Raw genomic sequence first — 21,964 nt, 5'->3', positions numbered from 1 at the left:
GTGTTCTCGACTTGGCGCACCGTCGACGAGGTGTACCGGTTCGCGTTCGACGGGCGGTTCCGGCTGCCGTTGGGGCTGGTCGGGGTGACGCCGTCGACCGCGTGGGTGCGGGTGGGGGCGGGCGGGTTCGAGGTGCGGTTCGGGCCGTGGGCAGTGCGCACACCGGTGGCGAACATCGTCGGCGCTGAGGTCACCGGGCCGTTCTCGGTGCTCCGGTCGATCGGTGCCAGGTTGTCGCTCGCGGACCGCGGGGTGACGCTGGGCACCAATCCCACCGCGGGGGTGTGCGTCCGGTTCCGGGACCCGGTGCCCGGGCTGGAACCCACCGGTGTGCTGCTGCACCCCGGGCTGACGGTGACCGTCGCCGCGCCGGAGGCACTGGTCGCGGAGCTGGACCGGTTGCGGTAGCGGGCGTCGTCCGTGTCAGACCGGTGTGGTCTCGGGAGTGCTGCCCGCGGTGGCCTTGCGGCGGCGAAGTCGGTCGAGGAGGCGCATGACGGGGGTGGCGGTGGTGCCGTGCAGGACGATCGAGGCGACCACGACCAAGCCGACCACGCGCCACAGCTGGGCCGGGTCGGCGAAGTCGCCGGTGCCGAGCGCGTAGGCGACGTAGAACAGCGAGCCGACGCCGCGCACGCCGAAGTACGAGATGGCCACGCGCTCCCGCGGGCCGGTCCTGCCCCGCGCCAGCCCGACCAGTCCGGCGGCCGGGCGCACGAGCAGCAGTACAGCGGCGGCGAACGCGACTTCCGACCAGCGCAGGCCCGCGAACAGCCCGGTCGCCGCGGCGCCCCCGAGCAGGAACACGACCAGGACGGTGAGCATCCGCTCGGCCTGCTCGACGTACTGGTGCAGCACGCGGTGGTAGCCGTGGGAGCGTTCGGCCGCGCGGATCGTGCAGGCGCAGACGAACACGGCCACGAAACCGTAGCCGCCCGAGAGTTCCGTGATGCCGTAGGTGAGGAAGGTCGCTGCCAGGGCCACGAAGCCCTCAGCGTGTTCGGCGAGGCGCAGCCGTGGTGAGCGCGAGGCGAAGAACAGCCTCCGCAGCACCCACCCGGTGGCCAGGCCCAGGAGGACCCCCGCGGCCAAGCGCCACAGGACGTCCACCGCGACCCAGTGGCCCAGCCAGGCCGAGGGCAGGACGCCGACAACGCTGATGGCGACGGCCGCGTGGGTGAACGGGAAGGCCAGGCCGTCGTTGAGCCCGGCCTCGGCGGTGAGGGCGAAGCGCACCTCGTCCTCGTCGTCCTCGTCGTTCTCGGCGGGTTCGCCTACCTGGACCTCCGTGGCCAGCACCGGGTCGGTCGGCGCGAGTACCGCCGCCACCAGCACGGACGCGGCCACGCCGAGACCGAGCACACCCCAGCCGAGCAGCCCCACGGCCAGCACCGACAACGGCATGCTGATTCCCAACAGCCGCCACACCGTCCCCCAGCGCCGCACACCGACCGGGCGGTTGAGGGCCAACCCGGCGCCCATCAGCGACGTCACGACGCACAACTCCGTCACGTGCCGCGCCACCGACCCGTGCGCGACCGGGTCCGGCGCGGGCAGGGAGCCGAAGATCCCGAACACGGCCGCGCCCGCCGCCAGGAACACCATCGGCATCGACACCGGGACCCGCGCCAACACGCGCGGCAGCACCGCGGCGACCAGCGTCGCGATACCCGCCACCGCGTAGACGATCGGACCTGCCTCGACCACCGCACCTCCCGTTCCGGGCACGTCTACCCGGGCAGGGGTGGCCCCAATCGGAGTACGGGAGTCGGTCGGGTCACGCCGGGTAGGCGGGCTTGTCCGGCCCCAGGGTGTGCACAACGGGTAACGACCCCAACAGCCCGGTGATCTCCAGCGTCCGCTGGACGGTGCTGCGCGCCGCGATGACGAACGTGATCCCCACCCCGTCCCGCTTGGCGTGGTCATACGCCTCGACCAGGGCCGTCATCCCCACCGACCCCAGGAACCGCACCCCCGTGAGGTCCACGACCAACCGCTCCGCCCGCGCCGCCGCGGTGGCCAGAGCGATGCGAAGATCAGGCGCCGTGGCCATGTCGACCTCACCGACGGCGCTCAGCACGACGTGGGTGCCTTGGTCCTCGATCCTGGCACTGAACAACTCCACAAGAACTCCCGATGGCTGGCCACACTGCGCAGGCTGTGTGCTCAACCCACCGGTCGGACAAAGAATACCCAACCCCTGGCAGCTCCCGGATACCGAGACACCCATCAACAGCGGATGCCTGGTTCTGCCCCAAGAGTCCGGGCGGAACCAGGCATCGGGTGTCGCTATCAGCAGGCGAGGGTGGGGGCGCCGTTGGTCGAGCCTGCCGAAGTCAGGGTGGCGAAGGGTGCTCCACGCAGGCCGAGGATGGCTTGGGCGGTGGCTCGGGTGACGGTGTTGGGGTTGATGCCGGTGGAGTCGTAGGCGATGGCGCCGCGGTCGGATACCGGGGCGGTGCAGTTCGCCTGGAGGGAGAGGACGTACTGGCGGGCCTTGAGGGCGGCGAGGGGGCGGCCGCCTGCGCGGAAGGCTTGGCCTGCGAGGCCGGTGGTGTTGGTGTTGGGGGTGCCGGAGCCGTCGCCGTAGGCGAGGCCGCCGTTGGCTTGCTGCTTGGACTTGAGCCAGGTCAGGCCCTGCTGAGCGGCGGTGGTGCGGCCGGTGGCGAGGAGGGCTTGGACGACGACGGCGGTGGCGTCGGTGTCGCTGGTGCAGGTGGGGGCGCCGAAGACGATGGGGAAGCCGCCGTCGGGGCACTGGGTGCCCGCGGTGAAGTTCACGGCGGAGACCGGGGCGCCCGCGGGGGTGCGGTCGAGGGCGATCACGGCGAGGGACTGGGTGAACGCGTTGCTGTAGTCGCCGTAGATGGACTGGTCGGAGAACCGGCCGGACGGGGTGAGCAGCGAGTTCAGGCGGGTGATCAGGTTGACCCCGCCGAAGCTGGTCGGGTTGCCGCCGCGGACCTGCACCGCCAGCGCGGTCTTCGCGGTGGCGCCCGCGTAGGCCTCGGTGCCGTCGCCGATGTAGCCCGACAGCACGGTCGGCTGCGCGAGCCAGGTCAGCGCCGCGGCACCGTAGTTGTCGGCGGTGCCTGACGAGGCGAACGCGAACACGGCGTCGATCGTCAGGCCCGCGTCGGGGTAGCTGGTGCCGCCGAAGTCGGTCTCCAGGTGGTCGCCGTTGACGAACTGGCGGGCGAGCCAGCCGGACGCGGCGTCGGCGCGGTTGTGGGTGGTGGTCGCCTGCGCGGTGGGCGCGGCGACCACCGCACCGGCGGCACAAGCGAGGGCGAGCACGGCGGAACGGAGTCTCATGTGGACCTTTCCGGGCAGCGCGGACCGGAACAGGCGCCACCGGCGCCAGTTCCCCGGACCGCGAACCACGACGGGTGAGGGAGTTCTGCGCTCGGGACGGGTAGTCGGACTCGCCACCTGCGCGGTGGCTCACCGTTGCGGGTCAGTGCCGGACTCTCACCGGACTTCCCCCGCCGCCGAGCGCTGTTCGGTTGTGCGGTCAGTCTCGCAGTCCCACCGCCACGGTCAATCGGCCATCCGGTGGCGTCGCTCACCCTCCGGCAGGAACGGCGTGCCGAAAGTCGGCGCCACACCGTAAGAAGCCTTGCGCGCGGCCCGCCGCAACGTCGCCAGGACCGCCGGGCCGACGACGAGGATCGCGATGGTGTTGGTGATCGCCCGCCCGGTGTCCCAGCCCGCGGTGGAGGTCAGGAGGGTGAACACCGCGAACCGGTGCAGGTTCTCCCACACGGGATCGCCTGGCACGTACGAGATGTGGCCGTCGTGGTAGGGCACCTCGGCGCCGGTGATGAACGGCCAGAACCACAGGTTCATCAGGAAGCCGAACACGTAGGCCACCACGATCCCGTACCCGACCAGCATCGCGATCTCGGCCTTGCCGGTGACCCTGCGCGGCAACAACCCCGCGCCCATCCCGATCCACGCCGAGCACAGCATCTGGAACGGCAACCACGGCCCCACCCCCGCGGTCAGCAACGCCGAGGCGAACAACGACGTACAACCCAGCACGAACCCGAACCCGGCGCCGAAAACGCGGCCGGAGAGCACGAGCATGAAGAACACCGTCTCGATGCCCGCCGTCCCCGCGCCGAGCGGGCGCAATGCCGCGTTGATCGCGGACAGCACACCCAGCATGGCCAGCGCCTTGGAGTCCATCCCGCCCTCGGACAGCTCCGCCAGCACGACCACGATCAGCACCGGCAGGATGCCGATGAAGATGTACGGCGCGTCCGGCCCGTGCTGCATGCTCTGCGGTTCGACCCGCACCAGCAGCGGCCACACGAACATCATCAACCCGGCGAGCGAGGCCAACCCCAGCACCAGCGCGGACCGCGGCCCGACCCGCACCGCCTGGTCGGAACGCCCCCACTGCCGGATCGCGCGCACGGCGGTCATCGGAGCACCCGCGGCAACGCGGCGGCGACCTCGGACACCGTCAACCAGCCGCCGCCGAGGATCTTCGCGACCTGGGTGGCGAAGGCGGGCGAGCCGGTGAGCACCTCGGCTGTCGGGCCATCGGACACGATCTCCCCTTCTGCCATCACGATCACGCGCTGAGCCACGGTGGCGACGAACTCGACGTCATGCGTGGCGATGGTGACGGCGCGACCCTCAGCGGCCAAAGAAGTGACGATCCGCGCGAGGGAGGCCTTCGCGGTGTAGTCCAGACCTCGCGTCGGTTCGTCCAGCAGCATGACCCGCGGCGCCGCCGACAGTTGCACCGCCAGCACCAAAGCCAACCGCTGGCCCTCGGACAGGTCACGGGGATGCCGATCAGCCGCGATCCCCGGAGCGAGCCGCGCCAGCAACGCCTCACAGGATCCCGGTTCAGCACCAGCCTCAAGATCGGCCGCCGCGCACTCGTCAGCGACGGTTTCCAGGTAGAGCAAGTCGCTCGCGGTCTGGGGTACCAGTCCGACCAGCTTGCGAGCCCGAGCGCTCGGCAACGCCTTCGGGTCCGCGCCGTCCACCTGGACCGTGCCGCCCTGCCTGGGACCAGACCCCTGCAACGCCCACAGCAGCGACGACTTCCCCGACCCGTTGCGGCCCATGATGGCCAGGATCTCCCGTGCGCGCAGATCGAGGTCGACGCCCCGCACGGCCACGGTCTGTCCATATCGGACCACAACGCCGGAGCTGCTCAGCAACGGCTCACCGACAACCGCACTGGTGTGATCAGGTTTCTCAGGCAGGCGCGACCGCAGCGGACCGGCCTGCTTGCGCGCGTCCCGCACGGTCATCGGCAGCGGATCCCAGCCCGCCAACCTCCCCAGTTCGACGATCGGCGGAGCGACCGGCGTCTCCCGCAGCACTTCAGCGGGCGTACCGTCCCGCACGCTCCCGTCACCGGGGACGTAGAGCATCCGGTCGGCGAACGGGATGACCCGCTCCATTCGGTGCTCGGCAAGCACGACCGTCGTACCGAGGTCGTGCACGAGCCGTGCGAGTGTCGCCAGCACGTCCTCCGCTGCTGTCGGGTCCAAGGCCGATGTCGGCTCGTCCAGCACGAGCACCCTGGGGTGCATGGTGAGCACCGAGCCGATCGCGACCCGCTGCTGCTGACCACCCGACAACGTCCGCAGCGCCCGCCTGCGAAGCTCGGCGATGCCAAGCAGGTCAAGGGTCTCCTCGACCCGCCGACGCATCACCGGCGGTGCGACCCCCAGCTGTTCCATGCCGTAGGCCAACTCCTCCTCGACCGTGTCGGTCACGAACCCGGCCAACGGGTCCTGGCCGACCATGCCGACGAGGTGCGCGAACTCGCGTGGCGGCCCCGACCGGGTCGACACCCCCGCCACCGACACCGACCCTTCGAGGTGGCCGCCGGTGAAGTGCGGGACGAGCCCGTTGATGGTCCCCAGCAGGGTCGACTTGCCCGCCCCGGTCTGCCCCGCCAGCAGGACGAGCTCGCTCTCGCCGATCGACAGGGTGATGTCGAACAGCACCGGCTCCGGTTGGCCGTGGTACCAGAACGAGACGCCGTCCAGGTCGATCACGCGGGAACCCTCTCCAGTTCGGGCTGCGGAAGCGGCGTCAGGAAAGCAGGCACCAACCCCAGCAAAACGCCGCCCAACGGCAACCAGGACAGCATCGGCCACGACAGCGTCACCAGCGACGGGTTCAAGTTGGTCGGGTCGACGCTCGACGTGGCGAACATGGCCACAGCGACCCCGATACCGCTGGCCGCGACGACGACCTCCGCGAGCTGCCACCGCTCCGGCCGGTACCGACTGCGCTTCACCCTCGCCCCCGCCGTCCGAAACCCGATCAGCGCGACGACAACCCCGCTGAACAACACCGGAGCGGCGAGGTAACGCGGCGTCGAACCGTCCAAAGTGGCATAGACACCGACGCACACCCCGATGAGCCCCACGATCATCAACGTCCCCGTGACCAGTCGAGTCCGCGCCGCCACCACCCCCGCCCGGCCGTACCCACGGGAGTCCATCGACGCGGCCAGCCGCAGCGACCGGTCCAAGGCATCGGCCAGCACCGGGATGACCACCGCCCGCAACGCGTGGAACCGCTTGCCGCCATGACCGCCGCGCAGCTTCCGCGCCTGCCGGACCCGCACCACGCTCTCGGCCAACTGCGGGAACACCGACATCGCCACGATCACCGCCGTGCCGACCTCGTACAGCGCCGACGGCATGGCCTTGAGCAGCCGCTTCGGGTTCGCCAGCGCGTTCGCCGCGCCTAGGCAGATCACCATGGTGGCCAGGCGGAGCCCGTCGTAGAGCCCCCCAAGCACCGATTCCGCCGAGACGTCACCGAGCAACCGGATCCCCGCCGCCCACGCGGGCAACGGGATCTCCGGCAGCCGCAGGATGATCGTCGACCCCTCGGCGCCACCGAAGATGATCCGGAACAGCACCCGGAAGGTCACGATCAACGCGCCCAGGTACAGGTACATCCGGAACGCCATGGCCCACGGCGCATCCGTTCGCCGCGCCACCACGACGTAGCACGCGACGGCCAGGATCGTCAGCAGCAGCCACGGGTTCGTGGTGCGGCTGGCCCCGACCGCCAGCCCGAGCGCCCACAGCCACCACGCACCGGGATGCAGGTCGCGGGGCAGGAAGTAGGTGGCACCAGCCACTAGCTCTCCCTGGCGCGTCGGTGCCGCCTGGCGGTGAACACCGTCGCGCCCGCGAGCAGCACCACGGCACCCGCTGCGACCCAGGGCGCGTAGTCGCTGGAACCGGACTGGTCCTTGATGAGCTGGTTGACGTCCGCCGCGCCCTCGCCGCCGGTGAAAGCGACGTTCTGCGCGGGATCCGGCTTGGCCGACGACGGTCGCGGCTTGGGCGGCGGCAACACCCGATCACTCGACACCGGTGCCTCAGTCGGAGCGGGAGCCTGTCCCGGAGTACCTGGGGCAGGCTTGGGAGTGGTCGTCGGGCTTTCCTCGCGGGGCCGCTCCCCCGCGGGCGGAGCCGGCTGCTGGCGCTCGTTCGGGTCGTTGGTGTTCGGCTTGGCTTCCTCGAGCGCGTTGCACAGCCGCCCCTCCGTACCAGGGCGAACAGGTGCGACGCGCGGGACAGGGTTGGTGTCGGCGGTCGCGTTGAGCGAGAACGACCAGCCCTCGAACCCGCCGGGGATGAACTGCCGGTTCTTCACGCCCCACTGGCTGTAGGTCCACGAGCAGTTGTTGCCCGCGTGCCAATAGGACCAATAGCCGCCCGCAGGTGGGGTGTCGAGGCACAGCTCGCGGTACTTCTCGCGACCGTTCACCGGTACGACCTCCACAGCGGACGGACGGTTCTCCACCCGGCAGATGAACGCCTCGCCCCACCGCTGCACCCCGGCGACCTGGAAACCCGCGCCCTTCAACGCATCCAGACCCGTACCCGCCGTCGCCCCGGGCAAGCAGCGGACGATGGTGGTGCCGCCGAGCTGCTGGAAGTCCACCACGACGGTGACGCCGGTGTCGCCGTGGCAGAAGCCCGGTGCGCCCTTGCTGTGGTCGATGGCGGACGCGGGCGTGGCGGTCGCCAGAACGGCGACCGCCACGGCCGAAAGTGCCTTCGCGAGCCTGCGGGTCATTGCACCGTCAGGGTCGCGGTGGAGTAGACCGACCCGCCGGTGCCGGTCGCCTGGACGGTGTAGACGTAGGTGCCCTTGGCGGTCGGCGTGATCGACTGGGTGCCGCCGGGGTTGGCGAGCGATCCGGTCCAGGTTCCGCCGCCGGAACCGGGCGAGGTGGAGAACGCGGTGACGCTCGTGGCGTTGGTGGAGGTCCAGGTCAGCGAGGTGCTCTGGCCGAGGTTGATCTTTCGGTCCAGGTCGTCGACGGACAGGCTCACCGTGGGGTTGCTCGCGCTGACCGCCGGGTTGGTCGGGGTCACGCCCGGCGCCGGGTTGGTGGTCGAGGTCTTGTTCAGCGAGAACGACCAACCCTCGAACCCGCCCGGGGTCACGTTGCGGTTGAGCGCGCCGTAGCTGCTGTAGGTCCAGGTGCTGCCCGCGCCGTTGGCGTGCCAGTAGCCCCAGTACGCCTCGGCGGGCGGGGTCATGGCGCAGGACTCCTTGTAGGTCGGGGCGGTGGCGCGCGGGATCGTCTCGGTCGACGACGGCCTACCCTCGATCCGGCACACGAAGCCCAGTCCCCATTGCAGGGTGCCCGCCACCGCGATTCCAGCGTCCTGCAACGCCTTGATGCCGGTGCGCTGGGTGCCGGGGCTCGCGTTGGGCGAGCAGCGGGTGATCGTCGGCGCCGCGGTGCCGCCGTTGCCGTCGAGCTCGTTGAAGTCGATGACGACCGTGACCCCGCTCAGCGCGTCGGCGCCGGTGCAGATCCCGGCGTACCCCTTGGTGGGGTCGATAGCCGAGGCCGAGGTCGGCGTGAGGACGGCGACGCCGATCGCCGCCACCACGACGGCCAGGGTGGGGAGTCTTCTCATGGGGAAACCGCCTTGCGGGTCGTGTTCCGACGGGTGATCTGGCGAGAGCCGACGATGGCGGCGACGAGCAGCAGGGCACCGATCCCGATCACCCACGCCGCGGTCGCGTTCGCCGCGCCTGCCGCCCGCGAGAGTTCCGCGGTGTCCCGTTTGACCGGTGCGACCGCGGGCAGGCGCAGCACGGGGGCGATCGGCGCGTTGTCGACGCTGACCCACGACGTCCCGGCGACGCCCTGGGCGACCGCGATGCTGGTGACCAGCTCGCTCTCGCCGTCGAGCTGCTTGGGCATGCCGCCGTCGGGGTGCAGGAGGCCGCCGAGGGTGGCGGCCGTCGACTTGACGTCCAGGCCCGTCGCGTGCCGTCCACTCGCGACGATCGCGCTCAGCACGGTGTCCGTGCCCGCGTTGCCGTCCAGGACGACGCCCTCCGGGGTGATCTTGGCGTTGAGGGCGCCGGCTGCGGCGACGAGCCCGTCGAGGCGCTTGGTCGTCCAGCCGGTGGGGATGGCAGGCATCTTCGCGGCGGCACTGCTCGACGACGGCTCGCTCGTTGTCGGCTCAATGCTGGTGGTCGACTCTGTGCTTTCCGTTGCCGCCTTGGGCAGACCGGCGTTGAGGGCGACAACGGCCTTCGCGGTCGCGGCGAGGTCACCGGATCCGCAGCCCTGGATGCTCAGATCGACCGGGAACGTGCCGTCCCGGCACTGGCGGCCGAGCAGCGCCCCGAGCGCGGCGGTGCCGTCGTTGTCGGCGATGGCGGCCAGGGTGACCCACACGTGCCGTTCGGTCGACTGCGAGGTGTCGGCTTGCTCACCGGTGTCCACATAGGTGCCGTCCGGTTCACGCAAGCCGTTGAGGCTGATCGCCAGGTCGCTGACGGTCTTGTCGATGTCGGCAGGTGCTCCGCCGTCTGCCTTCAAGAAGCGGCCGAGCAGCTGGAGCTTCGCCAACGGTTCGGCGTAGGCGGCGTCCGCCTTCTCGTAGGGCGCCCCATGTGCGTACGCCCTGACCGAATCCGCGTTCAGCAGGAACAGCGTCGCCTGCTGGACCACGTCATCCTGTCCGCCCAGTGCACGCAACCCGAACACGAGGTCTGCCGTGGCGTCATAGTCCACAAAGGACTTACCGTCCTGGCTGACCTCGATGTGGTCGCCGTCGACGAGCCTGCCCGCCAGGAACGCCGCGAGCTTGTCCGCAGGTGTGCTGACCGGGGTTCCCGCAGGCGGCGGGATCACCGGGATGACATCGGTCACCGGTGCGGCACCGGGCGGTGGGGCTTGGGCGCCCGCGCGTGGGCTGACCGGGCGCGGGGTCTTGGTCCGAGGGGGCCGCGTGACGGTCTCCGTCCTCGTCTCAGCCGCCACGGTGGTGGGTGTCGTCTGCTCGGTGGTGGACACGCCGGTCGTGGTCGTCGGAGCAGGCGTGGTGGTCGGCGCTGGCGTCGTCGTGGTGGGCGTGGGTTCCTCGCCCCCGTCGGGGATCTTGCCCTTGGTGAGGTCGTAGAAGCCGACCTGGGAGAGCCCTAGAGACGCCTGCGCGCTGGCCCGGATCCAGGTGGGTAAGTCGCCGCCGATCCCGTTGCGCCGTGCGCTGTCGTACCCCTCGGGCGTGTAGGCGATGCCACCGAGTTCGCCTCCGATGGGCGTGTCCTTGTCGGCGGCCGTGACCTGCGCGGACTTCAGGAACCGCACGCCCCGTGCGACCTCGGCGTCCGCCCCGCCCGCGTCGGCGAGGGCTTGGGCGATGAGCCCGGTGCTGTTGGAGTTCGGCGTCTCGGTGCCGACCCCGCCACCCCAGCCGCCGCTGCTCGCCTGGTTCCGCTTGAGCCAGGCGACGGTGCGGGCGATGGGTTGGTCGAGGTCGGGAGCGCCCGCGTGCCGGGCAGCGAGCAGGGCGGACAGCGCGAGGCCGGTGGTGTCACCGTCCGGTGAGGACTGGTCGAACGGCTTGCCCTCGTCGCAGGTCGAGAACTTGTAGCCGTTGGGCAGCACGTCCTCGTCCTCCGCCGGGGTCTGCGTCGTCGGGATCACGCCGAAGAAGATGCGGAAGTAGCCGTCGGAGCACTGCTGCGTGAGCAGTCGGTCGATGGCGAGCTGGTTGTTCTCCCCCACGCCCGCCAACCCGATGACCCCGAGGGACTGGCCGAACATGTTGGCCTCGTTGCTGACCATCTCGGACCACTCGGGGTTCTTGGAGTAGTCGCTGATCCGGCCCTTGTGCGGCCCGGAGAGCGCGATCGACGCCTTCGTCTCGGCCACCAGGTCGTAGCCGCCGAAGTCGCGCGGGTTGCGCCCGGAAACCTCGGCGGCGACCAGGGTCTTGGCTGTCTGTCCACCCCGGATGATCGCGTCGTAGCCCATGTCGGGCAGCAGACCGTCCCAGGTGAAGTAGTCGTTGGCGAACTTCTGGTCGTCGAGGTAGGTGACGATCGGCTCGACGAGGTCACCGTTGCCCGAGGCGTACCCGGCCAGCAGGATGTCGATCATCAGGCCGTGGTCGGGGAGGCTGCCGCCGAGCGGGTTCTCGATCGTGCCGTCCGCGGCGAGTTGCCGGGCCAGCCAGTGGGAGTTGGACTTCGCGGCGGTCCGGTCGGCATCGGCCGCGGCGACGGTGGCCACACCGGCGGTGACCAGCGCGGCGACAGCCACGACGGCGGCAACTCGACGGAGGCCCTTGCTCAACGCCCCGGTCATCCATCCTCCTTGACGAGCACGGAGGGAAACCGACGCGACAGCGCCCGATGTCACCTCTGCTCTCGCGACAGCGGTTCGACTGCTGGTTGCCCGCGCGGTGGTCCGACTCGCCACTGGTGTGGCCCACGGTTGCGCGACAGTGCCGGATTCCGACCGGCTTCCCCGTCACGGGCAACGACTATTCGGTTGTGACAGCCCGAATGGATCCGGGCGCGGGCAGCGTAACACCCGGATCACGCGGCTCCACACCACCAAATGGTCTCCGCACCGGTGTGACGTGCGCACAACCGTTGGCACGGCTGCGAAAGTTCTTCGGCAATCCGGGCCCGTCGGAGCGGGGCCGCGTGCACCCCGCCCCGACGAGGCGTCAGACCTGTCCGCGCACGCGAATAGCGGCCGAGACGAGATTGCGCAACGCGGGCTCGACCTCCGCGTAGCCGCGGGTCTTGAGCCCGCAGTCCGGGTTGGCCCACAACCTGGTGACCGGCACCGCCTTCGTGGCCTCGGTCAGCAGACCGGCGACCTCGTCGGTACCGGGCACCCGCGGTGAGTGGATGTCGTACACGCCCGGTCCGACCCCGCGCGCGTAGCCGATGGCGGCGAGGTCGGCGAGGATCTCCATCCGGGACCGGGCGGCCTCGATGGTGGTGACGTCCGCGTCGAGGCCGTCGATGGCGTGGATCACGTCGCCGAACTCCGAGTAGCACAGGTGCGTGTGCACCTGGGTCCACGGCGCCGCGCCGCCGGTGGCGAGCCGGAACGCGCCGACCGCCCAGTCCAGGTACGCCTTGCGGTCGCGCTCGCGCAGCGGCAGCGTCTCGCGCAGCGCGGGCTCGTCGACCTGGATGATCCCGATGCCCGCGGCCTCCAGGTCGGCTACCTCGTCGCGCAGCGCGAGCGCGACCTGGTCGGCGGTGTCGGCCAGCGGCTGGTCGGTGCGCACGAAGGACCAGGCGAGGATGGTCACCGGGCCGGTGAGCATGCCCTTGACCGGCTTCGGGGTCAGCGACTGCGCGTGCTCGGCCCAGCGGACGGTCATCGGCGCGGGGCGCGAGAGGTCGCTGTGCAGGATCGGCGGCCGGACGCAGCGGGAGCCGTAGGACTGCACCCAGCCCAGCTCGGTGTGGGCGAACCCGTCGAGCCGCTCGGCGAAGTACTGCACCATGTCGTTGCGCTCGGGTTCGCCGTGCACGAGCACGTCGAGGCCGATCTCCTCCTGCAACCGGATGACCCGCTCGACCTCCTCGCGCATCCGCTGCTCGTAGCCCGCCTCGTCGATCGCGCCGGTGCGCAGGTCGGCCCGCGCCTGCCGCACCGCGCCGGTCTGGGGGAACGACCCGATGGTCGTGGTGGCCAGGGCGGGCAGGCGCAGCCGGGACTCCTGGGCGTCGGCCCGGTCGGGGTAGGGCACGCGGGTCCGGTGCTCCGGGGTGACCTCGGCCAGCCGCGCCCGGACGGCCTCGTCGCGCGGCGCCGTGCCCGCGGCGGTGCCGCTGAGCAGGTCGGCGGACTCCCCGCCGAGCAGGACGCGGCCGAGTCGGACCACCTCGTCGACCTTCTGCTTGGCGAACGCCAGCCGCGAGCGGACCTCGGGCGCCAGGTCGGTCTCGACGTCGAGGTCGAGCGGGACGTGCAGCAGCGAGCACGAGGTGGACACGGCCAGCGCGGCACCGGTGTCGGTGATCCGGGCACCCAGCTCGGCGGCGCGGTGCAGGTCGGTCCGCCACACGTTGCGGCCCTCGACCAGACCGGCGACGACGATCTTGTCGCGCAGCAGGGCGACCCGCTCGATCGCCTCAGGGGCGGCCACCAGGTCCAGCGAGACGGCCTCGACCGAGCTCTCGGCCAGCACGGGCAGTGCCTCGCCCCAGTCGCCGAAGTAGCCCGCGACCAGGATGTTCGGCCGGTCGGACAGGTTCGCCAGCCGGTAGTAGGCGTCCTGCAGGGCCGCCAGCTCGTCGGGGGTGCGGTCGGCGACGAACGCGGGCTCGTCGAGCTGCACCCACTCCACACCGGCGGCGCGCAGCGTCTCCAGCAGCTCGGCGTACTGCTCGACCAGCCCGTCGAGCAGGCTCAGCGGCGCGAAACCCGCCGGCGCGTCGGCGGACGGCTTGGCGAGCAGCAGGAAGGTCACCGGGCCCACCAGCACCGGCCGGGTCTTGATGCCCAGCGACGCCGCCTCGCGGTACTCGGCCACCGGCTTGTCCCCGGTCAGCGCGAACCGGGTCTCGGGGCCGACCTCGGGCACCAGGTAGTGGTAGTTCGTGTCGAACCACTTCGTCATCTCCAGCGGCGTCACCTCGTCGGTGCCGCGCGCCATCGCGAAGTAGGTGTCCAGCGCGTTCAGGCCCAGGTCACGGTGCCGCGCGGGGATCACGTCGAACAGGACGGCGATGTCGAGGACCTGGTCGTAGTAGGAGAACGTGTTGCTCGGCACGCTGTCGAGCCCCGACAACTCCCGCCACGCCTGCGCGCGGAGCCCGGCGGCCACGTCGTACAGACCCGCCTCGTCCAGGCGGCCGGACCAGTACCGCTCCACCGCCCGCTTGAGTTCACGCCTGCCACCGATGCGCGGGTACCCCAGCACGGTCGACCCGATGGGAACGTTCACAGCTCTCTCCTCGTGAGCTCGGCGAACAGCCCAGGGCACGGGAGGACCACCATCGATCACCGCGGCGGCGGCCCACCCGAGAGGCCCCAGACCAACGCGCGCCACTGCGACGCGCGCACCGAGGGCAGGTCTTCGGACTCGTGGGCACCACTCTCACGCCTACTGGCCGTCGCTTCCCAGGCTCGCGCCCAGTGCTCATCTGACGGCGGTCGTTCCCACTCACCGCTGCGGGGCAGTCCCGGATTCCCACCGGGTTCCCTGTTGCCTCGCCGAACGCGCTCCCGCGCACCCGGCGAACCATCGGCACCCCCGACCCTAGCCGACCACTCACCCCACCCGCACCGCCCGAACGCGCCATCCCACGCCCGGACGTGCCGCTGCCCCGGGGGTTTCGGCCCCGGGGCAGCGATGGTGTGCGGGTCAGCGCCTGCGCAGCCTCCGCGCGGCCTGACGGGCCCGATCGCGGTTGCGCGGGTCCCTGGCGAGATCGCGCGCCTTGGTCGTCAACTGCTGACCACGCGGGCTGCGCAGGAACGACTTGATGCGGTTCAACAGGCCTGCCATCGGCATCTCCCTCGGTTCTTCTCCCTACCGGACGTACCCGGCCAACCCGGCGGTCAACCACCGGCCGCGCAGGCATCCCGACCGCAAGCCGCCGAGGTTCGTCACAGCAAGCGGCTCGTGGAAGCGTAGGGTCTGTTGTGCCGAGAGCAACTCGTGCGACCGCGGTCAAGCGGGCGCCGTCCTCGGCGTTCTCACCACCGGTCGCGAGTCGACCGGCTCATCCGCGCTCGTGACCTCGACGTCCTGTACGTGACCGGGCTCGGTCTGGTGGCCAACGCATACCCGGAGGGCACCTACAGCGAGGTGTACCCCGACATCGGCATCGCGGTGGGCCGGGGTGGCACGGAGGTCGCCCAGCAGGCCGCCGACATGGTCCTCGCCGACGATGACTTCGCCTCGATCGCCGCGACGCTGGCGGGCGCGGTGCTGCTGATCCTCCCGGTGCAGATGCTGTGGATCAACATGACCACCGCGATCGCCACCGCCTGCTGGGCAGTGGTCGAGCTCGACAAGTGGCTCAGCCGCGCCCGCGCCGCCAGATCATCCACAAAGGACATCCAGTCCGGCGCTCGCCCGGCTTCCCCGCACCGCGAGCCGCACCGGACGAACCCGTGACCACCGCACGACCCCGGTCCGACGCCGCCGAGTGGTCCCGGTCCACCGGGACCTTCGGCTGTCGTGCCCGCGGGCGGGCGAGAGGAGTCTGAGACCATGCAGGACACACCGGATCGCGCGCAACACCTGGTCGAACGACCCGCGGCGGTGCGGGTCATCGGCGTGCTCGACCCGCCGTCTCGCGGCCTGTGGCTGGTGAAGTGGCTCCTGCTGCTGCCGCACCTGATCGTCCTCGCCCTGCTGTGGGTGGGATTCGCCGTCCTCACCGTCTACGCGTTCTTCGCGATTGTGGTCACCGGCCGGTATCCGCGCGGGGTCTTCGACTTCACCGCAGGCGTGCTGCGCTGGAGCTGGCGGGTCCACTACTACGGCTACGGCGCGCTGGGCACCGACCGGTACCCGCCGTTCACCCTCGCCGACGTGCCGGACTACCCGGCCCGACTGGAGATCGACTACCCGCCCAGGCTCTCGCGCGGGCTGGTGCTGGTGAAGTGGTGGCTGCTGGCGCTCCCGCACTACCTGGTGGTCGGCCTGCTCGTCGGCGGGGGCACCTGGGGCGCGCTCGGCGACGACGACGGCGGGTTCGGCTGGGCCGAGGGTGGACTGGTCGGCGTGCTCGTGCTGGTCGCCGGGGTGGTCCTGCTGTTCACCGGCTCCTACCCGAGATCGCTGCACGGCCTGGTCGTGGGCCTGGACCGGTGGGTGCTGCGCGTCGTGGCCTACGCGACCCTGATGACCGACGAGTACCCGCCGTTCCGCCTCGACACCGGCGCGACCGAGCCGGGCACCGACCAGGCCGCCGCGACCCAGGACGCCGCGGTGCCACTCACGCGGGCACCGCACCGGTGGACCGCGGGCCGGATCGTCGCGGTCATCGCCGGGGCGGTCCTGGTGCTCACCTCGATGGGCCTGCTCACCGGCGGCGCGGGCGCGCTCTGGGCCGATCGCACCCAACGTGACGCCGACGGTTTCCTCACCTCGCCGACCGCGACCGTCGACGGCGCGGGCCACGCGCTCACCTCGAGCACCATCTCGCTGTCCGACGACGTCGACTGGGTCGGCGTGGCCGACGCCGTGGGCAAGACCCGGATCACGGCGAGCGGTGGGCAAGCGGTCTTCCTCGGCGTCGGCCCGACCGCTGACGTCGAGCGCTACCTGTCCGGCGTCGCCCACACCAGGGTGACCTCGTTCGGCTCCGGGTCCGCCGCCACCGCGGAGATCCCCGGTGGCGAGCCTGCCACCGGACCCGGCGCCGAGGCGTTCTGGATCGCCGCCACCGAGGGCCCTGGTGCCCAGCGGCTCACCTGGACGCCCGAGGCGGGCCAGTGGACGGTCGTCGTGATGAACGCCGACGCCTCCGCCGGGGTGGCTGTGCAGGCGACAGCGTCCGCGACCCTGCCCGCGTTGCCGTGGCTCTCCCTCGGCCTGCTGGTGGCCGGGGTCGTGGTGCTGACGGGCGGGACCACGATGACCGTCCTCGCGGTCCGCCGGGCGAAGCCGCCTACCACCACCGCCCCCACTCCCCCGGTCACCGTCGGCTGACCCCGCGCGGGGCATCCGATTCCCGGGGTGCCCCGCCACCGGAGGGCGAATGGTTCTCATGAGACAGACAAGCACCGGAGCAGAGATGGCACTGGCAGTGCACGACGCGATTCAGACAGCCGGACACGCTCCCCCCGCCTTGCGGGGCGGACGTGCTCCGTACGTGCTGTCGGGCGTCCTGGCTCTCGCCGCGACGGCCGCAGCGGGGCTTAGCGTCTCGTACCCGGACGTGCTGGGCGGTAACCCCGCCGGGAACGGGAACCTGCATGGCACCGCGCTGGCAGTGCTGTCCTTCGGCCTGCCTGCCCTGATCGCCGCGATGTCGCTCACGGCCAAGGGGTCGACCCGGGCGTTCGTGGTCTGGCTTGGCACTCTCGGGTACCTGCTGTACCAGGCGGTGCTGCTCTGCTTCGCGACCCCGCTCAACAACTTGTTCCTGGTGTACCTGCTCTTCCTCGGGCTGTCCCTGTGGAGCATCGCAACCCTGCTGCGGGCAACAGACCTGCGCGCTTTCGCCACTCGCGTGGCACCGACCCTGCCGATCAGGTGGGTGGCCGGGTTCACGCTGGGGCTCGTTGCCGTCAACTCCGCCGCCTGGCTCGGCCGGATCGTGCCCGCCGTCCTCGGCCCCACCCCGCGGTCCCTGCTCGACGGCACGGACCTGCTGACCAACCCGGTCTACGTCCAGGACCTGGCGGTCTGGCTGCCGCTCGCCGCGACCGCCGCCGTCGTCGCGCTGCGCCGCGGGCCGTGGGGCACGCTGGTCACCGGGTCGATGCTGGCGATGTACGTGCTGGAATGCCTCAGCATCGCCGTCGACCAGTGGTTCGGCGCGCACGCCGACCCCACGTCACCCATCGCGTCGGCGGCGATGACACCGGTGTTCGCCGTCGCCGCGGCGCTGATCGCGGTTCCGCTCGCCCTGTACCTGCGGCACGTGGACCGTCGCCCGACGGCAGTTCCGAACGGGGCGCTCCGGAGGCGGGATCGCGACCTGCGACGGGCGGCGGTGGCCAAGGTGCGTGCTGAAGCACGCCGGTTCACCGCGCGCCGCGGCCCTTGATCCCGCCGGGGCGATCCGCGGGCTCACCGCCCCTGTTCAAGCCTGGCGCAGGTCGCTTCCAGGACGCCGAGGGCGGCGGAGAGCGCCGGGCGGCGGCCGGTGGGGGTGCGCCAGACGCCGTAGATGCGGCGCAGGGGTGGGGCTTTGACGGTGAGGGCGCGGACCGTGGGGGGCAGGGTGCCGCGGCCCATCCGCGGTACCAGGGCCAGGCCGAGACCGGCGCCCACCATCTCGATCTGGCTGGCGTACTCGCTGACGATGTGGGTGAACCGGTCCGGGTGGGGCGAGCGGCGGTAGGTGTTGAGCAGGAAGTCGTGCGCGACCGAGCCGGGTTCGTAGAGCCAGGACTCGTCGGCCAGCTCGTCGAGTTCGACCGAGGCGCGGTCGGCCAGCGGGTGGGTGTGGTGGGCGAGCACGTCGGAGAAGTCGTTGCCCAGGTGCCTGGCCTGCAGGCCGTCGGGCAGCGCGAGCGGGATCGCCAGCCAGTCGTGCGCGACGCCGAGGTCGACGGTGCCCCTGGCGACGAGTTCGACCGCGCGGTGCGAGTCGGCCTCGATCAGCCGGGGTTCCAGCTCGGGCCAGGCCAGGCACAGCTCGCGCATCGCCGCCGGGATCACGCCGCGGGCCGCGGTGGGGAACGCGGCGATGCGCAGCGTGCCGGTGACCGTCTCGGTCTGCGCCTGCAACTCGGCGCTCATGCTCTCCAGCTCGATCACGATCCGGCTGGCCGACTCGGCCAGGATGCGCCCGGCCACGGTCAGCGTCGTGCGCCCGCCCTGCTGCTCGACCAGGGGCTGGTGCACGTCGCGGCCGAGCCGGGCGATCTGCTGGGAGATGGCCGACGGGGTGTAGCCGAGCGCGCTGGCGGCCGCCGTCATCGACCCGTGGGTGGCCAGGGCCTCGATCGCGCGCAACCCCGCCAGGCTCACCGTCAGCACGCCCGCATCACCCCGTCTCGCCCCGGCCGGTCCAGCCATGGTGGCACACCCGGCACGGGACACAGTGGACCGACGATCACCCCGGCAGGTACAGCACCGCGTCCACCTCGACCCGCACCGACCGCAACCCCGCGACCACGGTGGTGCGCGCGGGCCTGGTCGAGCCGAAGTGCCTGGCGTACTCGGCGTCGAACTCGGCGAAGTCCTCAACCCTGGTCAGGTACGCGGTCACCTTGACCACGTCGGCGAGGCCACCGCCCGCGGCCCCGGCGACCGCGGCCAGGTTGCGCAGCACCAGATCGGTCTCGGTGGTGATGTCGCCCGGGATGTACGAGCCGTCCGGTGCGCGCGGGACCTGACCCGCGACGTAGACGAACCCGCCCGCCCGGACGGCTTGCGCGTAGTGGCCCGCGGGCGCGGGTGCGCGGTCGGTGGAGATCATCCCCTGGCCGCCCGGATGGCCTCGGAGACCTGGTAGGCGTTGAACCGCTGCCCGGTCGCGAAGTCCGCGTCGATGCCTGCCAGGAAGGCGAAGGCGGGGGCGAGCCGGTCGGGCGGCACGATGCCGATCCGCATCTCGTCGGTGTAGTGCGAGTCCGACATGGGCGTGTCGATGGGGCGCCCGGTCGACATCGTGTTGACCGCGATGCCGTGCTCCTTGCCCTCGATCGCGAGCACCTTCATCAGGCCTTCCTGAGCGTGCTTGCCCGGGGTGTACGCGGTCTCCTTGACGAACCCGAACAGCGCCGAGCCGGAGGACAGGAACACGACGCTGCCGCTCCTGGCCTCGACCATGCCCGACCACACGGTCTTGGTGAGCACGAACGCGGCTTGCAGGATGATGTCGACCTCGCGCCGCCAGTCGTCGAAGGTGACGTCCAGCATGGACACCTCGCGCAGCACGGCGGCGTTGTGGATCAGCACGCGCGGGGTGCCGTAGTGCGCCAGCGCCTGCTCGGTGGCCACCCGGGTGGCCTCGGCGTCGGCGAGGTCCACCACGACCGGGAACACGTCGGCACCGCCGCCGCGCAGCCCGTCGGCCAGCCTGTGGAGCTTGTCGGCCTGCACGTCGAGCAGCGCGACCCGCATGCCGCCCGCGACGAGCTCGCGGGCGATCTCCCGGCCCAGCCCCTCGGCGGCGCCGGTCAGGAAGGCCACCTGCCCATTGATGTCGATCATGCGGGGACACCTTCCCTGGCGACTCGGATGGCCTCGGAGACCTGGTAGGCGTTGAACCGCTGGCCGGTGGCGAAGTCGGCGTCGATCCGGGCCAGGAACGCGAACGCCGGGGCGAGCGCGGACGGCGGGACCATGGCCGCGCGCAGGGCGTCGGAGTAGGTGTAGGCGAGCGGGCCGTCGATCGGCGCGCCGGTGCCGATCGAGTTGACCGCGATGCCGAACTCCTTGCCCTCCAGGGCGAGCACCTTCATCAGGCCCTCCTGCCCGTGCTTGCCCGCCACGTAGGCGGCCTCGTCGGCGAAGCCCAGCGTGGCCGAGCCGGAGGAGACGTAGACGATGCTGCCGTCGCGGGCCTCGACCATCGCGGGCCACACCGCCTTCGAGAGCACGAACGCGCTCTGCAGGATGCTGTCGCACTCGGCGCGGAAGTCGGCGAAGTCCAGGTCGAGCACGGACACCATGCGGAAGACGGCGGAGTTGTGCACGAGCAGCCGCGGCGCGCCGAAGCGGGCCAGCACCTGCTCGGCGGTGGCCGACAGCGCGGTCGCCGAGGTGAAGTCGGTGACGAAGGCGTGCACCTGGGCACCCTGCTCGCGCAGCTGCTCGGCCAGCGCGGTCACCGCGTCGGCCTTGTCGTCGAGCACGGCGACGACCATGCCCGCGGCGGCGAGTTCGCGGGTGACCGCGTAGCCGATGTCCTCGGCGTCGCCCGCGACGATCGCGAGCCTGCCGGTGGGGTCGATCATGTGGTGGTGCTCCTGTTCGGACTCGGGGGTGGCTCAGGCGATCTCGGTGACCAGGGCGACGACCTGCCCGGGTGCCTCGATCCTGGCCAGGGTGGGCCGCAGCAGCGCGAGGGCCGTGCGCGGGAAGGGGGCGCGGAAGGTCTCGACGACCTCGCTGGTGACCGGGTGCAGCAGGTGGCCGATGACGGTGCCCTCGGCGACGACGTCACCGAGCGCGGCCTCGCGCAGGACCGGCTGGTAGATGCCCGGCGCGGAGGTGGCGAGGGGGCGCTTCTCGCCGCCGACGAGACCGGGCTCGTCCGGCAGGCCCGCGTCGGTGAGCACGCCAGCCTTGCCCAGCGCGCGGCGCAGCCCCCTGGTGACGGTGGCCGCGCGGTCCTCCTCGTGCTCGCCGCGACCGCCCATCTCGATCCAGACCGCCACCGCCCCCTGCGACCGGGCATGGCCGGTGAGGCTGGTGGCGCGGTCCGGGCCGTCCATGATCAGCGGGGTGCCCATCCACTCGGCGACCTGCTCGCTGCCGGGGAACCGGTAGGTGAAGCAGTTGATGTTCCAGCTGCCGCCGCCGTGCACGTCGAGGACGATGTCGGTGCCGTCGACGGCGTGCTCGGCGAGCACCGCGGCCAGCCGCTGGGTGTGCGAGCCGTTCGGGTCGCCGGGGAAGACGCCGTTGAGGTCGAGCAGGTCGAGGTGGGTCTGCCTGGCGTCGGCCTCGGTGGCCAGCGGGTGCGCCACGGGGACCACCCGCAGCGTGCCGACGAGGTCGTCCAGCGGCGTCTCGGCGAGCAGGCGGTTGACCGCGAGCGTGCCCCACGGCCCCTCGTCGCCGTGCACGCTCGCCACCACCAGGCCGACCGGGCCGCCCGTGCCCACGGTGCCGACGCGGACGTCCACGGTGCCGTAGGCGAGCGACGAGGTGACCGGGTGGTCGGTCCACGAGATCGCCCCGGCCAGGGTCGGTTGGTTGGGCTGCATATCTGCTCCTTGCCTGCCGAGAAATGTCGGCGAATCGGTGCCTGGGGATTCTGCGCGGGTACCTTCGCCGAACACAAGACAGAAGTCGCAAACGCGCGC

20 protein-coding genes and 2 riboswitches are annotated in these 21,964 nt (G+C 71.5%); of the genes, 4 read left to right on the top strand and 16 right to left on the bottom strand.

Going from position 1 to position 21,964, the window contains the following annotated elements:
- On the top strand, nt 1-408 hold the full coding sequence (locus tag BMY07_RS28995) for a hypothetical protein (protein WP_218150818.1): 408 nt from the start codon (nt 1-3) through the stop codon (nt 406-408).
- 15 nt (nt 409-423) lie between these two features.
- Here the strand turns inward: BMY07_RS28995 and BMY07_RS28990 are convergent, their stop codons facing one another.
- The 11 genes from BMY07_RS28990 to BMY07_RS34630 form a co-directional block, all read right to left on the bottom strand.
- The gene (locus BMY07_RS28990; RefSeq protein WP_092785681.1) at nt 424-1,707 is read right to left on the bottom strand and encodes a cation:proton antiporter; all 1,284 of its coding nucleotides are present in this window, start codon (nt 1,705-1,707) and stop codon (nt 424-426) included.
- Nucleotides 1,708-1,777: 70 nt separating this feature from the next.
- Entirely contained in the window at nt 1,778-2,125 is a 348-nt protein-coding gene (locus BMY07_RS35670; RefSeq protein ID WP_177215864.1) for an STAS domain-containing protein, read from the bottom strand.
- A 167-nt stretch (nt 2,126-2,292) separates the two neighbouring features.
- Nucleotides 2,293-3,315 (bottom strand): prenyltransferase/squalene oxidase repeat-containing protein, encoded by a 1,023-nt coding sequence (locus BMY07_RS28980; protein ID WP_092785678.1) that lies wholly within the window; start codon nt 3,313-3,315, stop codon nt 2,293-2,295.
- A 78-nt stretch (nt 3,316-3,393) separates the two neighbouring features.
- A riboswitch (cobalamin riboswitch) is annotated at nt 3,394-3,509 on the bottom strand.
- Between the two features lie 31 nt (nt 3,510-3,540).
- Nucleotides 3,541-4,431 (bottom strand): ECF transporter S component family protein, encoded by an 891-nt coding sequence (locus tag BMY07_RS28975; protein WP_092785676.1) that lies wholly within the window; start codon nt 4,429-4,431, stop codon nt 3,541-3,543.
- Entirely contained in the window at nt 4,428-6,032 is a 1,605-nt protein-coding gene (locus BMY07_RS28970; RefSeq protein WP_092785674.1) for an ABC transporter ATP-binding protein, read from the bottom strand. Before BMY07_RS28970 ends, BMY07_RS28975 begins: the two co-directional genes overlap by 4 nt.
- Complete coding sequence (locus BMY07_RS28965) at nt 6,029-7,135, bottom strand: energy-coupling factor transporter transmembrane component T (protein WP_092785672.1); 1,107 nt, start codon at nt 7,133-7,135, stop codon at nt 6,029-6,031. The genes BMY07_RS28970 and BMY07_RS28965 overlap by 4 nt, the downstream gene beginning before the upstream one ends.
- Nucleotides 7,135-8,082 carry an ABC transporter substrate-binding protein gene (locus tag BMY07_RS28960; RefSeq protein ID WP_092785670.1) on the bottom strand — a complete coding sequence of 316 codons (948 nt, stop codon included), beginning with the start codon at nt 8,080-8,082 and terminating at the stop codon, nt 7,135-7,137. Before BMY07_RS28960 ends, BMY07_RS28965 begins: the two co-directional genes overlap by 1 nt.
- Nucleotides 8,079-8,939: a hypothetical protein gene (locus tag BMY07_RS28955; RefSeq protein ID WP_245782723.1), complete on the bottom strand. Its 861-nt coding sequence runs from the start codon at nt 8,937-8,939 to the stop codon at nt 8,079-8,081. Before BMY07_RS28955 ends, BMY07_RS28960 begins: the two co-directional genes overlap by 4 nt.
- Nucleotides 8,936-11,632: a hypothetical protein gene (locus tag BMY07_RS34635; RefSeq protein ID WP_177215863.1), complete on the bottom strand. Its 2,697-nt coding sequence runs from the start codon at nt 11,630-11,632 to the stop codon at nt 8,936-8,938. The genes BMY07_RS28955 and BMY07_RS34635 overlap by 4 nt, the downstream gene beginning before the upstream one ends.
- Before the next feature lie 367 nt (nt 11,633-11,999).
- Nucleotides 12,000-14,243, bottom strand: a complete 2,244-nt coding sequence (metE, locus tag BMY07_RS28945; protein ID WP_092785668.1) for a 5-methyltetrahydropteroyltriglutamate--homocysteine S-methyltransferase — start codon at nt 14,241-14,243, stop codon at nt 12,000-12,002.
- 106 nt (nt 14,244-14,349) lie between these two features.
- A riboswitch (cobalamin riboswitch) is annotated at nt 14,350-14,560 on the bottom strand.
- Between the two features lie 103 nt (nt 14,561-14,663).
- A complete protein-coding gene (locus tag BMY07_RS34630; protein WP_177215862.1) occupies nt 14,664-14,807 on the bottom strand; it encodes a hypothetical protein in 144 nt (47 codons plus the stop codon).
- A gap of 249 nt (nt 14,808-15,056) precedes the next feature.
- Here BMY07_RS34630 and BMY07_RS28940 point away from each other — a divergent pair, with 249 nt between their 5' ends.
- The 3 genes from BMY07_RS28940 to BMY07_RS28930 all read left to right on the top strand — a co-directional run bounded on the left by BMY07_RS28940 (nt 15,057) and on the right by BMY07_RS28930 (nt 18,027).
- A complete protein-coding gene (locus tag BMY07_RS28940; RefSeq protein WP_092785666.1) occupies nt 15,057-15,422 on the top strand; it encodes a hypothetical protein in 366 nt (121 codons plus the stop codon).
- A gap of 96 nt (nt 15,423-15,518) precedes the next feature.
- The gene (locus BMY07_RS28935) at nt 15,519-16,964 is read left to right on the top strand and encodes a DUF4389 domain-containing protein (protein ID WP_092785664.1); all 1,446 of its coding nucleotides are present in this window, start codon (nt 15,519-15,521) and stop codon (nt 16,962-16,964) included.
- Between the two features lie 139 nt (nt 16,965-17,103).
- Complete coding sequence (locus BMY07_RS28930) at nt 17,104-18,027, top strand: hypothetical protein (RefSeq protein ID WP_143073688.1); 924 nt, start codon at nt 17,104-17,106, stop codon at nt 18,025-18,027.
- Nucleotides 18,028-18,050: 23 nt separating this feature from the next.
- Here the strand turns inward: BMY07_RS28930 and BMY07_RS28925 are convergent, their stop codons facing one another.
- The 5 genes from BMY07_RS28925 to BMY07_RS28905 all read right to left on the bottom strand — a co-directional run bounded on the left by BMY07_RS28925 (nt 18,051) and on the right by BMY07_RS28905 (nt 21,865).
- Nucleotides 18,051-18,965: a LysR family transcriptional regulator gene (locus tag BMY07_RS28925; protein ID WP_092785660.1), complete on the bottom strand. Its 915-nt coding sequence runs from the start codon at nt 18,963-18,965 to the stop codon at nt 18,051-18,053.
- A gap of 76 nt (nt 18,966-19,041) precedes the next feature.
- Nucleotides 19,042-19,407 carry a Rid family hydrolase gene (locus BMY07_RS28920; protein WP_092785658.1) on the bottom strand — a complete coding sequence of 122 codons (366 nt, stop codon included), beginning with the start codon at nt 19,405-19,407 and terminating at the stop codon, nt 19,042-19,044.
- Entirely contained in the window at nt 19,404-20,144 is a 741-nt protein-coding gene (locus tag BMY07_RS28915) for an SDR family NAD(P)-dependent oxidoreductase (protein ID WP_092785656.1), read from the bottom strand. The genes BMY07_RS28920 and BMY07_RS28915 overlap by 4 nt, the downstream gene beginning before the upstream one ends.
- Nucleotides 20,141-20,890, bottom strand: coding sequence for an SDR family NAD(P)-dependent oxidoreductase (locus tag BMY07_RS28910; RefSeq protein ID WP_092785654.1), 750 nt, complete (start codon nt 20,888-20,890; stop codon nt 20,141-20,143). The genes BMY07_RS28915 and BMY07_RS28910 overlap by 4 nt, the downstream gene beginning before the upstream one ends.
- 33 nt (nt 20,891-20,923) lie before the next feature.
- Nucleotides 20,924-21,865 carry a succinylglutamate desuccinylase/aspartoacylase family protein gene (locus BMY07_RS28905; RefSeq protein WP_092785652.1) on the bottom strand — a complete coding sequence of 314 codons (942 nt, stop codon included), beginning with the start codon at nt 21,863-21,865 and terminating at the stop codon, nt 20,924-20,926.
- Nucleotides 21,866-21,964: the final 99 nt, after the last annotated feature.

Origin of the sequence: Actinokineospora terrae, from assembly GCF_900111175.1 — a bacterium.
In the GTDB taxonomy this organism is placed as follows: Bacteria; Actinomycetota; Actinomycetes; order Mycobacteriales; family Pseudonocardiaceae; genus Actinokineospora; species Actinokineospora terrae.
This window is presented reverse-complemented; position numbering and strand designations above follow the sequence as displayed.